Annotated in this window: 9 protein-coding genes and 1 pseudogene; 4 read left to right on the forward strand and 6 right to left on the reverse strand. The window is 69.2% G+C overall.

Annotated elements, in window-relative coordinates; translation table 11 throughout:
- Positions 1-148 precede the first annotated feature (148 nt).
- From ACFPZI_RS33090 to ACFPZI_RS33100, 3 genes are all read left to right on the forward strand, one after another.
- Positions 149-727 carry a hypothetical protein gene (locus tag ACFPZI_RS33090; protein WP_381370867.1) on the forward strand — a complete coding sequence of 193 codons (579 nt, stop codon included), beginning with the start codon at positions 149-151 and terminating at the stop codon, positions 725-727.
- A gap of 10 nt (positions 728-737) precedes the next feature.
- On the forward strand, positions 738-1,247 hold the full coding sequence (locus ACFPZI_RS33095; protein WP_381370868.1) for a hypothetical protein: 510 nt from the start codon (positions 738-740) through the stop codon (positions 1,245-1,247).
- A gap of 67 nt (positions 1,248-1,314) precedes the next feature.
- Complete coding sequence (locus ACFPZI_RS33100; RefSeq protein ID WP_381370869.1) at positions 1,315-2,124, forward strand: DUF6042 family protein; 810 nt, start codon at positions 1,315-1,317, stop codon at positions 2,122-2,124.
- 65 nt (positions 2,125-2,189) lie between these two features.
- On the opposite strand, the gene ACFPZI_RS33105 is transcribed toward ACFPZI_RS33100, so the two are convergent.
- The 5 genes and pseudogenes from ACFPZI_RS33105 to ACFPZI_RS33125 all read right to left on the reverse strand — a co-directional run bounded on the left by ACFPZI_RS33105 (position 2,190) and on the right by ACFPZI_RS33125 (position 9,484).
- Entirely contained in the window at positions 2,190-3,152 is a 963-nt protein-coding gene (locus ACFPZI_RS33105; protein ID WP_381370870.1) for a hypothetical protein, read from the reverse strand.
- A 349-nt stretch (positions 3,153-3,501) separates the two neighbouring features.
- Positions 3,502-6,030, reverse strand: a complete 2,529-nt coding sequence (locus ACFPZI_RS33110) for a hypothetical protein (RefSeq protein ID WP_381370871.1) — start codon at positions 6,028-6,030, stop codon at positions 3,502-3,504.
- A 608-nt stretch (positions 6,031-6,638) separates the two neighbouring features.
- Positions 6,639-7,442, reverse strand: a complete 804-nt coding sequence (locus tag ACFPZI_RS33115) for an 8-oxoguanine DNA glycosylase OGG fold protein (protein WP_381370872.1) — start codon at positions 7,440-7,442, stop codon at positions 6,639-6,641.
- A 110-nt stretch (positions 7,443-7,552) separates the two neighbouring features.
- Positions 7,553-8,239 carry a hypothetical protein gene (locus ACFPZI_RS33120; RefSeq protein WP_381370873.1) on the reverse strand — a complete coding sequence of 229 codons (687 nt, stop codon included), beginning with the start codon at positions 8,237-8,239 and terminating at the stop codon, positions 7,553-7,555.
- Positions 8,236-9,484 (reverse strand): annotated as a pseudogene (locus tag ACFPZI_RS33125) (IS256 family transposase). The gene ACFPZI_RS33120 and the pseudogene ACFPZI_RS33125 overlap by 4 nt, the downstream one beginning before the upstream one ends.
- A 375-nt stretch (positions 9,485-9,859) precedes the next feature.
- Between ACFPZI_RS33125 and ACFPZI_RS33130 the strand changes: the two are divergent.
- Complete coding sequence (locus tag ACFPZI_RS33130; RefSeq protein WP_381370874.1) at positions 9,860-11,236, forward strand: IS1380 family transposase; 1,377 nt, start codon at positions 9,860-9,862, stop codon at positions 11,234-11,236.
- Positions 11,237-11,771: 535 nt separating this feature from the next.
- Here ACFPZI_RS33130 and ACFPZI_RS33135 read toward each other — a convergent pair.
- On the reverse strand, positions 11,772-12,836 hold the full coding sequence (locus ACFPZI_RS33135; RefSeq protein ID WP_381370875.1) for a hypothetical protein: 1,065 nt from the start codon (positions 12,834-12,836) through the stop codon (positions 11,772-11,774).
- Positions 12,837-13,080: the final 244 nt, after the last annotated feature.

A 13,080-nucleotide genomic window follows, 5' to 3' on the forward strand; every position in this document is an offset into this window, starting at 1 on the left:
CAGCCGCCTCGAACGCCTCGCCTACCGACTCACGGCCTGACTCGCGAATTGCGCAGCAGAGTCGTCCGGGCCCTGGCGAGGCGTCGTACGGAGGTGTACCTACCGCGATCCGCAGCAGCGCCCGCAGACGATCGCCGATTTCCTCGACATGGTCGAGAAGGAGACCGCACCGCAGATCGACCTGCCCGCCGCGCGGGGCCAACAACTCCTGCCGGCCGCCCAGGAGGGAGACCCCGACGCCATCCGCCGCCTGCTGACCCTGGCCGCTAACCACGGCGACGACTACGAGCTCTATCTGGACGTCCTGCCCAGCCTGGACGCGGGAACGGCCGCGCCGCTCCTGCTGGAGCACCCCGAGCAGGCCCGCACCCTGGTGGAGGCGATGACCGGCCACGTCCGGGGCGACGGCACCGGCTGGCCGCACTACAACGAGTCCAAGCGGGCCATCGCGTGGCTGCGTGGCGTCGCCCGACAAGCGGCTGAGGACGAACAGTGGGACCTCCTGGAGGAGGCCGCCCGCGGAATGTGCACCTGGGACGAGGCCTCCAACGAGTTCGACCAGCAGAGCGCGACGCAAAACTGGCTGCGCCACCTGCACGGCCAGGCAGCCCGGATTCTCGCCGGCGTACTGCGAGACCACCCCGGCAGCGCCCGCTTCTACTACGAACTCGCGGGCGAGCGCGCCGTGGACATGGCCATCCGCAACGCCGTCAACCAATCCCTGTAGACCGGGTGGCATGAAGCTCACCGACCTCGGCCCGCTGATGGCCCGCCGCCGGGACGGCGCTCTCAGCTATGACCGCTTCCGCGCCGACCCGGAGCTGGCCGACCTGCGGTGGCCTGACGACGTCCTGGAGCAGTTCCTCTTCGACCACGGCGACAACACCGCCTTCATCAACGACTACGACACCATCGACCTGCGCGACATCACCTGGCGACTGGAGACCACCCCGGCCGCCGACTTCCCCAGCATGCCGACCGGAGCCTCCGATGCCGGCTGCATCGAGAGCTACGCCGCCAACCCGGTGCACTGGGTCACCGTCCGACCCCCGCAGGTCGCCCGGCACTGGGACGAGCACGGAACGTGGCTGCGCCCGCCGCTCCTGATCGAGCGGTGCCTCCTGGACCCGGGCGCCGGCGGGCTGCAGGTTTTGGAGGGCCGGACACGCGTCGGGGTCCTGCGCGGCCGCCTGCGCGAGCACCTGCACGTCGCTCCCAACCATCAGGCCTGGGTCGGCCGTCGGTGACCAAACCTGCCGCGCTGCGGTGCGTACGCTGCGGGCGTCCGGCCGTTCCCACAGAGAGATGCGGATAATGGAAAACCCCTCTGTCCCCGGCCAGCGCCGGGACCTGGCCATGCACAACGACTGGTTCGTCTCGGGCTGGGAACACGTCCTGCCCCGCCAGGCCCTCGCCCTGACCATGCTGATGGGGACCGCGGCCCAGCCCGGGTTCACCGGCTCCCTGGACGACCTGCTGCAGGATCTCTGCGGCGGCCCCTGGGACATGATCGGCGGCGATCTCGACGGCGCCCTCACGTTCACCTGGCACGGTGAGGAGTGGGACTACGAGGAGGCCCCGGAGGGCCGGGAGGCGTGCGAGGCGGACCGCTGGGAGAAGTTCGGCGCCATGCTCACGGCCGCCGGCTACCCGGTGCCCACAACGGTGCGGGAACTCGCAGAGCTCTACCTGACGTGGGGCCTGGCAGCCCGCAAGGAAACACCCCAGGGAACCCGGTGGTCGATGCCCGCCGCACTGCCGCTCCCCGGCGACCTGCTGCCCCTGGACACCGAACTCACCCGGCGGCTCGACAAGATCCGCTGGATCATGCGCACCGGACCCCTCGTCGACGTCCTCGTCAACCACCTGCTCGAAGATCTGAGTGAACCGCCAGAGATTCTCACCTCCCTGGACCGCCTGGCCGGCGCCACCGGCCAGGACGTCAACGACCTGCGCCTCGCCCTCGCCGAACTCGTCCAGTCCGACGACGCCAAGATCCTGCGCGGGCAGGAGCCGGCCGACGCCGAACGCCTGGAGACACACCACCGCTTCCGCCTGATCATGGACTGGGACCACTTCCACGAAACCCGGATCGAGCTGAGCCTCGCCAGCGACGACGCGTGACACCGAGCACGCCCATCTCGTGGTGGGCGCTCGGTTCCGTCGGCGGCGCCGGCGCCAGCTCCGGCTCAGAGGTTGTCGTTGCCGTGGAGCAGGCGGGCATCCTCCTGGGCCCGGTGCCGCCACGTGCGCTGACGGTCGAGGACCGCGACGGTGCGTCGGCGTACGGTCAGCAGCGCCTGGTGCGGATCTGTGCCGTGGTAGGTGCCCAGGGTCTCCACAAGGTCCTCGAACGCTCCCAGCACAGCCAGCACCGACGCCGTGACGATCTCCGGATCGGCGCGCATCACCGGCTCGTCGTCCTCATCGGAAGCGAAGGCCTGAGCAACCATCCAGACACTGCTGTGGGAGGCGGCGGAGGATATGCGGTACCAGGCGGGAAGGTGCGTCGGCCTCTTAGCGGCGAGGTTGGTCAGGCTCACCGCGAACTGCTCCTGCACCGAGCCCAGCACTGCTGAACTCGGACGACCCCTGTTGTTCAGCCCGATGCTCATCCCGGCACGCTGGACCGTCCGCTCGGCGTACTCCCAGATCTTGTCCGCCCCCGGAACCGCCTGTGCACCGACGTCCTTGGCCGCGACCTGATGCTGCTGCGCCCCGTTGAGCCACGCGGCGGCGATCCGTACCGCACGCCGCTCTGGAGCTATCCCACCCTCGTAGAGGTGGCACACACGAATCGCACCCTCCTGGACTACGCGGGAGAGGGAGACGAGCGACCAGATGGCGACGGGCTCGCCCACCAGAGTTCGCTGGATCGCCTGGACGTGGTCAAGGATGTTGCCGAGGGTGAGCTGCGTGTTCCAGCCGGCCCAGGCCCACAGCCGGGAACGTGCCGCACGGTGCCGGTGATGTGAGCTCCTGACCCACGCGGCGTCGGCAGGCGACATCCCGTCGACGGATTTTCCCTCGGCGAGACCCTCGACGAATTCGTTCAGGGACCTGCAGGCGTGGCGCAGCGTGCGAGCGCCCTCGTCCACGATCTCTTTCGGAACTCCGAGCCGACGGGGGTCCGGAGCAGCATCTGCGTTCACCCCGGCGACCGTACCTGCCCGCTCCGACGACGCTGCCCAGGCCCCGTCAGAGCGCCCCCGGCCACTGAGGGCCACTCACGCAGCGTGTGCGCCTCTTTCCCGCACTGTGGTGTCAGCCGGATGACTGCCATGTGGTGGTGAACAGCGCGCATTCGAGCAGGTCGGGCGATGCGCCGGGCGGCCAGCCGCCGTTGGCGTCCAGCTGACGGGCGGCGGCGTGTGATCGCGCCCACCCCGCACACCCGGAGCCCGGATCCCGGTCTGTGTCGGCAGCAAGGACGTCTACCGCTGGCCGGGAAGGAACGAGGAGGGCCCCGATCACTTCGAGGGCCCTCCTCGTTCAGGCCGGTCAGACCTTCAGGATCAGCGCTTCCACCTGCTCGAGCGTCGTCACGCTGGCCTGTGCGGCGGCCCGTACCTTCGCGAGCTTCTCCATCCACTCGATCCGCTGCTCGGCCGGGAGCGGATCCTCCCCGAGCTGAACGCGCAAGCGGTGTGCGTCCTCGAAGTCCGTCATCAGGATGTGGGCGGCGTCCACTGCCTTCAGGTAACTCCCCTCGACCAGCTCCACCCGTGCCGGCAGCTCCCGGCGCAGCGTGGCCAACTGGTCGCGGGGGTCGGCAGCCGCCTCGCCGTGCGTGGTGGTCACGGCACCGGCGTCCGTGGTGTCCCCAGTGCCCGCAGGCGCGTTGGCGGGGCTTTTGGACGCTGCCGACGCCGGGGTACCGAGGGCGACAGGGAACAGCTCGTCGAACCACTCCTTGTCGGCGACGTAGCAGGTGGGCCGGCCCTCGGCATCCGGAGCGATCACCATCCCCGCGGTGATCGCTGTCCGGTTCTTCTCGGCCCAGTCCTGCTCGCCGTAGCAGACCAGGGGCGTACCGTCGTCCGACTCGGGCGGCCGCACCGAGTCCGGGTGCTCCAGAACGGCCTTCGCGAATGCGAGGAGAAGGGCCCGGCTGACGCCGGGCGCGCCCGCCGTGTACGCCAGCGTCAGGGAGGCGAGGGCGGTCTTGGGAGCGCGTCGCACGCCCTTGCGCCCCTCGCCCGCCTCGCTGCCCTGCCCAGGGGTGATGAACGGCTGGGGAGCGTGGATCAGCGCCGGTGCCATCCGCTGGACCAGGGCGGCCCAGGCGGCCGCGTCACCGGCCTCCGCCCCCAGGAGCAGCTCCGCGAGCGGCCTCGGATCCTGCCCGGCGCCTTCCTTGGCCTCCGTAGGGCCGAAGAGACCGAGCGCGGAGAGGATGTTGCCCCTGCGCACGAACAACTGCGCGACGGCGGCGGACCACAGACGCGTGCGCCCCTCGGCCGCCTTCGCCCGGATCAGGCTCCACGCCGGCTCCTGCAGCGTCCCCCTGACGACCGGCCAGAACCGCCCGGTGTCGCGGACGGTGCGCGCGTTCGTCGTCTGTCCGGTCTCGGGCGGGATCCCGGGGAACACCAGCGCGGTGATGGCGCGCACCGCGATGTCGCGCAGCACGACCGGGGAGACGTCGGCGCCTGCGGGCACGAGCGGCTCCAGCGGATCGAGCGGCCCGTTGACCGTAAGAGCGTCGCGCACTCCCGTCAGATCGAGGAGATCTACGGCGCGCGCCTGGGGGAACGCCTCGGCGAGCGCGTCCGCGAGGAGGGACTCCCTGGCGTAGGCGTCGACGAGCGTCGCGAACAGGGCGATCAGGCGCGCGTCCTCGTCGTAGGGCTGGATGCCGCGCAGGTGGTCGTTGACGTTCAGGGCCCGCAGGACGTGTTCCAGGGCCTCGGGCTTGGTGCAGCCGATCACGATCTCCGCGGACACCGTGGCGATCTTCGCAGCCCGGAGCGACGGGTCGGTCGCCGCCGTTTCCGGCTTCGCGCCGTCCCTGTTGAGCCGGGCGGAGAGCCGGTTCAGGATTTCCCGCAGACTCAGCAGCAGCGGCTCGGGGCCGTCCTTCTTGTCCTTCGGCATGGGCACGAGGGACTGCGGCATCCCCGTGACCAGGTGCTCCGGACGTACTCCGAAGACATCGAGGCGGGCCAGTGCACGGTTGTTCCCGGTCACGGCGGCCAGCCGCCACAGCTTGGACACCGTGCCGTCGGCGTGGGTGATCTGCCACTGCTGCAGGACGTTCATGCCCTTGGAGAGCTGGCCCGTGTCCGCGAGGGACTCGGCCAGGTCGTACCCGCGGGTCTTTCCGGCGCGCTTCAGGTTGTCGGCGGCGTACCGCTGCATGTGGACGGCCACCGCGTAGGGCTGCTCGGCCAGGCAGAGAGCCGCCTTCGGCTGCCCGTCCTCCTGCACGGCGCGGACGACCGGGCGCGGCCGCCGGTTGCCGAGCGCGGAGAGCAGAGCGTGCTGCTCGCTCATGAGCTGGTGCACGCGGCGGACGGCGTCCTGGTGCTTCTGCGTGGCTGCGGCCAGTGCCTGCGGCGCGTACGTGTCGTCCCCCGGCGCCCGGCGCAGGGCATCGCGCTCCTTCTCGGCGGACTTCGCGCTCTTCGTGGCGTCCTGGAGCGCCAGCTCGGTGGCGACGAGGTCTTTGACGCGCTGAGTGGCCTCCGGAGCGGGCGACGACCAGTGGACGGCGGTGCGGTCGTTGAGGTCCCAGGGGACCACTGCGGCGCCGTGGACGTCGCAGGTCAGCAGGAGCACCTGCTCGTCGCCGGCCTGCACGAGCCGGTAGGCGTTGGGCTTGAGGACCCTCCTGCCGCGCTGGGTGGCGATCAGGGCCTTGATCTCGGTGTCCGGGAGCGCAGAGGCCAGACCCTCCAAGATCGCCTGCTGCGGAGCCGGCACGACCTCGTGGTCCGCGCAGGTGTTATCGATTGCGTCCGCGAGTCGGCCGCCCCAGAGGGCGTTGCCGATCTGCGGGTAGATGTCGTCGGACCGTTTCGCGGCCATGGTGGCGTCCTTCCACCCGGGCGTCCCGGGCGAGCACAGAAGCTCCCGACCATCGGGAGCGTGTCACGCGCCCGAGTGCCGAAGCCTCGTGCTGGCAAGGAATCAGGCCGACACCCGTGGGGTGTGCGGCAGTTCCTCGCCCCGTACGGTCCACCTGCCAGCGTCCGAAGAACGATCAGCCCCAACAACACCTGGACGGTGCCTGGACCTCTCGCAGCTTGCTCCTGCTCCGCCGACGGCGGTATGAGGCGGACGTTGGTGATGAGCCACCGACGTGCACCGCGAATCTCTCACCGCTGTCGACGTAACAGTGAGCCGAATAGTTGGAATTCACCGGATCAGGTGAACAACCACTCCATCCAGGCCGCTTGAAGCCAAGGTTGAGGTAGTTGCGCACCGGAGGGCGGAGGCTTGACGGCTGCCCGTGCTGGTGAACGTGGGCGGTGCCGCTGCGGTCTGAGGCCAGCCGCGCCGCTCTCTGGTGGCTGGCCGACGGCGCTCTGCTGCCGGTCGGTGGATATGTGCGACCCGGCCCGATCTCCTCATCGCCCCGGACTCCGACCGCCACGCAGCCGGTTCTTCCCCGCGGTCGGCTGATACCGGCGCCCTCACGTCCATGAGGTGCTGAACAGCGCGTATTCGAGTAGGTCGGGCGTGGCGTCGGACGGCCAGAGGGGCGTTGCCGATGCCTGGCGGGAGGCCGCCTGTATGAAGGAGAGGTAGACCGCGTAGCGGTGCGGTGACCAGTTCGCGTCCCGCCAGACCCAGCTCGCGATCGAGCCGTCGGGGTCGTGGCCGGTCTCCCGGCCGACTGCCTGGGCCAGGCACCGCATTTGCTGGGCCAGAACCTGGTCAAGGATGAGCGGCTGGGGGCCGGAGGCCGACCGAACCGACTTGCCGGCGAAGTACAGGAACTTGGTGTAGAACGACGGGCCGAACTCGGGAACGAGGCCCTGGAGCCCAGCGTAAGCGGCTTCTGCGCCCTGCTCGCTCAGCGTGGTGACCGCTCGCTCCAGTGCGGCATCCAGGTACCCGGCGCTCAGGATCTTGTCCAGGATGGCAGGGCCGCTGCCTCTACGGGAGCCGCGTTTCCCCTTCCCCCACACATAGGTGGCGACCAGAGCCTCCCGGTAGGCCTCGCGCCGCAGCGCCTCCGTGACGATCGACGCCACCTGCGCCCTGCTGACTTCGGCATCACCACGGTGGGATGCCGAAGCCAGCGCCGAAGGCCAAGGGGTGATGTGCCCCCACCGGCTGGGGGCGTAGCGGACCGCGTGTGTGCCCGGAGACCCGTCCGCGAACTCTGCCCGGTTCCGGTCCCACCATCGCCCCAACGCCTGCAAGGCTGTATCAGGCAGAAGACGCGCGGCCATCTCCCGGTTGACCGCATCCGCCTGATCCTGTCTGTTCATACCGCCCCCTGCAGTCCTGACCGTTGCCTGGCCTCCTGCGTCCCGCACTCGTATGCAGCCGGCAGCTCCGCCCGAATATGCCGTACCACCGCGGTCAGTATGGCGTCCTGCTACCCCTTCCCGGGGGGCGGAGGCTGATCAGCGGATGCGTGGGTGAGCTGTTCCAGGAGGGCGCGCAGCTCGCTGCGGCGGATCTCGGGATGGGTCGGTGCGGGGACGGGCTGCTGCTGGGTGGGTACCGCTGTCAGCCGCGGCGGCCGGACCTCCAGTGGGATGCCGTTGAGCCGCAGCCGGGCGGGCCAGGGCATGGATGTGAGCCGGTAGACGGCGTCCTGGCACCAGGCTGTTGCCCCGGCGTTGGCCTTGGCGGCGATCTTGCGCGTGAGCCCTTGATAAGGCCGGTAGTGCGCGCGGGGTGTGGAGATGAGCAGACACGTCGGTGACAGCGGAGCGAAGACCTCGACCGTCTCGGGCAGCAGCGGGGGAGTGAGGCAGAAGGCGCCGTCCTTGCGGCGCAAAGCCACTCCACTGTCGGCCAGGACCAGCAACGGCTCCGCCGAGCGCAGCACAACCAGCCGACGACCCGGGACGGTGAGGAGGCCGCGGGTGCGCTCGAAAGCGCGGATCATGGCGCGCAGCGCCGAGCGCGGGTCAGCGACCACGGAAGGGCCAGGAGCTGTGTGTACGGCCGTCCAGAACACCTCCATCCGCTCCGCGTCCGAGAGCGGCCGCCCCAGCCGTTCCTCGCAGAAACGAGTAATTGTCAAGACCTGTGGTTCGGGGTTGAGGTGGTTCACGCTGCGGCGGGCTCCTCGGGTCGTTCGACCTGGATGCCGTTCTCGAAGCGGGTGCCGGCGCGGACGAGGGCGACGAGGTGGGGTGCGGTGATGGCGCGCCAGCGTTCCTGGGCGGACTCGACGAGCTTGAAGACCATCGCGAGCGCGGCTGCCGGGCTGCCCGCGCCGCGCGTGACCTTGGTCCGGAGCTTCACGGAGCTGAAGGTCGACTCGATCGGGTTGGTCGTGCGCAGGTGGACCCAGTGCTGGGCGGGGAAGTCGTAGAAGGCGAGGAGCTCGTCGACCTCGTCGGTGACCTTCTTCGTCGCCTTCGGCCACTTGATCCCGTAGGCACGCTCGAACTCCTTGACCGCCTTCTCGGCGTGGTCGCGGTCCTCGGCGTTGTAGATCTCCTGGAGGGCCTTCTTCGCGCCCGGGTGCACCGACTTCGGCAGGGCGTTGACGACGTTACGGATCTTGTGAACCCAGCATCTCTGGTGTCTGGCCTGCGGAAACACCTCCGCGAGGGCCCGCCACAGGCCCATCGCGCCGTCGCCGACGACCAGCTCGGGATCCGTCATGCCGCGCCGCCGGCAGTCCCGTAGCAGGTCGGCCCACGACTCGGTGGACTCCCGCAGCCCCTCGGCCAGCGCGATGAGCTCCTTGCGGCCGTCCCGGCGGACGCCCATGAGGACCAGGACGCAGGAGTGGGCCTGGCCGAGGCGGACCTTGGGGTGGACGCCGTCGGCCCACACGTACACGTAGTCGCTGGTGGGCAGGTCACGCTTCTGGAAGGCGGTGTGATCGTCCTGCCACTGCTTCGTCAGCCGGGTCACCGTCGCCGCCGACAGGCCGGCCGAGGAACTGTTCCATCGCGGGCACGAAGTCGCCGCTGGACAGTCCGTGCAGGTAGAGCAGTGGGAGAACCTCGCTGATCTTCGGGGACTTCCGGCACCACGGCGGCAGGATCTTCGACGAGAACCGCTTGCGCTCCCCGGTCTCCTCGTCGACGCGCTTGTCGTTCACGCGTGGGACGGTGACCTCGACGGAGCCGGCCGCTGTGGTGACGGCGCGGGGCCGGTGGTGGCCGTTGCGCACGACCAGGCGGCGGCCGCGCTCGTCCTTCTCGGCGGCCAGCTCGGCTATGTACTGGTCGACCTCGGCCTCCAGCGCGGCGGCGAGCATCCGCCTCGCGCCCTCCCGGACGATCTCGTCAATCAGGGAGCCGGACTGCGGGGTGCCGTCTTCGTTGACTACGCTGAGCACGGGCGTGCCTTCCCGACCCGCGTTCACAGCGCGGGCCTACTCGATGACCTTTACGGGATCACTCGGGAAGGTACGCCCTTTGCGTTCAACCCCGAGCCCGATCCACAGGTCTTGAGCATTGCTCCCGCCTCATCGACACGCAGCCGATCTGGCGACAACCAGCGATCCGTAGTCTGCCCCGGCCCGTCAGGACCCGGGCGCCGGGGCCTTGAGAGCGTGCAGAGGGTTACTGGTGAGGCGGAGGGGCATCTAGCCTCGCGCTTTCATGAAGCGGGCTGTCCGACGGGTGGTCAGGTAAGCGAAAAGTGCCTCTGACCAGCAAGAATGAGGATTGTCGAGGTCCTTGTTCCTGCCACCGTCGGAGGCACTTCCCAGGTGAAGAAGCGTATCGGGTCGTACCCGCGTGTCCGCATCGAGGGCAGCGGCCGGGTGGTGGTCTCGCAGGCCGGGGGCGTGCTGCTGGTCGAGACGGTCCGCAAGGCCGGCTTGGACACCGCGATATCGACGGCGCTGACGCCGTGGCGGAAGGCTCGGGCGGTGCACGACCCGGGCAAGATCCTGCTGGACGTGGCTCTGGCGGTCGCGCTGGGCGGGGACTGCCTCGCGGATGTCGCCATGCTGCGGGCCGAGCCGGCCGTGTTCGGGCCGGCGGCCTCCGACCCAACGGTCTCCCGCCTCATCGACACCCTCGCCGCGGCTGGGCCGAAGGCCCTGACCGCGATCCGGGCCGCGCGGGCTGAAGCCCGCCAGCAGGTCTGGCGGTTGGCCGACCGGGAAGCGCCCGATGCGGGCGGAACGGTAACCGTGGACCTCGACGGGGTGCTGGTGATCGCGCACTCGGACAAGGAGGACGCCGCACCCACGTGGAAGAGAACCTACGGCCACCACCCGCTGATGGGGTTCGTCGACCACGGACAGGGCGGCACCGGTGAACCGGTCACGGCCCTGCTCAGACCAGGCAACGCGGGATCGAACACGGCGGCCGACCACATCACCGCCACCCAACTGGCACTGGCCCAACTGCCGAAGAAGTACCGGCGCGGGCGCCGGACCCTGATCCGCACCGACTCCGCGGGCGGCACCCACGACTTCGTCGCCTGGCTCGCTCAGCGAGGACGGTGGCTGTCCTACTCGGTCGGCCTGGTGATCACCGAGCAGGTCCACCAGCACGTGCTGAAGGTTCCGGCATCGGCCTGGACTCCGGCCGTCGAGACGGACGGCGAGATCCGCGACGGCGCCTGGGTCGCCGAACTCACCGGCGACGTCCTGACCGGCTGGCCCAAGGGCATGCGGCTGATCGTCAGGAAAGAACGACCGCACCCCGGAGCCCAGTTGCGGCTCACCGATGCAGACGGCATGCGGCTGACCTGCTTCGCCACCAACACCTCGGGCCGGCCGATCGCAGAGCTCGAGCTCCGTCACCGGCTGCGAGCCCGGGCCGAGGACCGCATCCGAAACGCCCGCGCCACCGGCCTGCGCAACATGCCCCTGCACCGCACCGCCCAGAACCGGATCTGGCTGGAGATCGTGCAGATCGCCCTCGACCTGCTGGCCTGGATGCCAATGCTCGCCCTGACCGGCAAGGCCCGCCTCTGGGAACCCCGCCGACTACGGCTCCGCCTGTTCACCACAGCCGGACAACTCGTCACCACCGGCCGCCGCCAGATCCTCCGCCTGGCCCGGCACTGGCCCTGGACCGGCCACATCACCGCCGCACTCGAACGGCTCATCCAACTACCCGACCCTGGCTGACCAGCGGATTCCCCGTCCCTACGACAGCACCTCAACACCCGGAGCAGTGGAATCCGGCGCCACCCCGAGGCGACACTCGGGCCCTCGGCCTGCCCACCCTCAGCCCACGGCACGAAAACGGGCCACCGACTCCGTCGGCGGCCCGTCACGAAACTTCGAGGCTAACAACTCGCCGGATCTTCAATTCGGACGCCAGTGACGGTGATGTCTCTGCTGAACTGCAGCCCACTGTTAGGTGCGATGCAGGTGTAAGTAGTGCTTCCCGCGAATGTGTTGCGGATAGACACGCGGTCATCGTTGCGAGTATTCCAGACGATGTCAGCGTTGTAGCTGCCTGATCCGAGGCTCTGATAGCCGGACGTAGGTACCTGGTACGAGGCGGTGGGCCTTCCCGCGTTCCAGTCGTTGATCGTGAGATAGAAGCAGACGCGAGGGTATGTGCATCCGTTATACGACGCGGCCTCCGCCTGTGGCGCCGCGAAGACGATCGCGGAGGCACTGGTGGCGCCAATCAAAGCAAGTGCCCGGACAAATTTCACAGTTGCTCCTTGAAGTCTCTGACAGCCGGCCGCCCCTGATTGTGGCCGTCGGGTAGGGGGCGTACCAGGTGGGAACCGGCCAGACAGAGGCCGGTTCTATCTACGCGACAGGGGGCCGCGCGACACGGCACGTGACACCGGCCGCCCGGACGGCCGGAAGTGGCGCGCCTCCCGGTAGAGGCCGGGGCGAGCTCGGCCGGACGCGCCGGGGCCGGTGCGGCGAGGGCTTCGCGGCGCCCCGGCCGGGGTGAGCTCGTCGGCCTGGTCCTCGACGAGCTGCGGGTCGTGTCGATGACCTCAGGGGTGAGGCGCTGCCTGATGAGCTGATTCATCCGTTGCCCGTAGGCAGCCCCGTCAATGACCTCGCTCTGCGCGTGCGCCCGGCAGTCGAAGACGGTGTCCACGACCTCCAAGCGCAGGTTCTCCAGATCCATGGCGTCCCCTGCCAGCCCGGAACGGCGCTGTGACCAAGTTACGTACCAGGCCGAGCGGAGCTCCTCGGCGTAGGCGGCCTCGTCAGAAGGCACCTGGCCCTGCGCCAGCTTCTTACGGAGTGCTGCCCCGCCAGGGGCGATTGTGGGTGTCTGGCCGCGGGTGTACGTCGGCACAGTCGCTCGGCGATAGACGAACTCGTCCAGGATCGTTTGGCGGTAGAGCGCACGGCTCGCGACCCGTCGCAGAATCTGGGTGTCATAACGCACTCGACTTGAGTCGGCTACGTAGGCAGCGAGCTGCCCCTGCTCGCCCTCGCTTCGGTTGGCCTGCTCCACCCGTTCGATGATCCGTCTGTAGCTGGCGTTCACGTCGACCTGCTCGAGCTGAAGATCTTCGATGGCCGGTTCAAGCAGTCGGCGGATGTTGATATCCGTGATGTGCCGATGGGACGGCACATCTTTGTAGTCGATCTCCAGTACTGCCATGAAGGCGGCCACCTGGTCGATGAAATCCTGCGGGGCAGCGATGTCACCGACCTTGCGCAGCTCCGGCAGCACTTTAGGGATGCTGTCGTAGGGCTGCTTCCAGCGAACCTTTAGCAGGTGCTGCGACAGGCTCTTGGCCATGGCGTCCCTGCCGTCCGCGAGTTCCGGGTCTGGGCCGCACATACGGGCAAGCGTGGATGCGTTGTCCTTCGTGGGGCTGAGGGGCGCATTCGTAGTGAGGCGAAGCCGCACGTTGCTCGCGCGCCCGCAGGCAGACCATCGGTCAAACAGGTGGGCTATCCCGCCGTCCTTGCAGAGGTCCGGAGCAATGCTCAGTACCTGTGGATCAGTTCCGGAGGGCACGCGAAGGGCGTACCTTCCCGAA

The sequence above is a fragment of the Streptomyces chlorus genome (genome assembly GCF_042655885.1).
Taxonomy (GTDB): Bacteria; Actinomycetota; Actinomycetes; order Streptomycetales; family Streptomycetaceae; genus Streptomyces; species Streptomyces chlorus.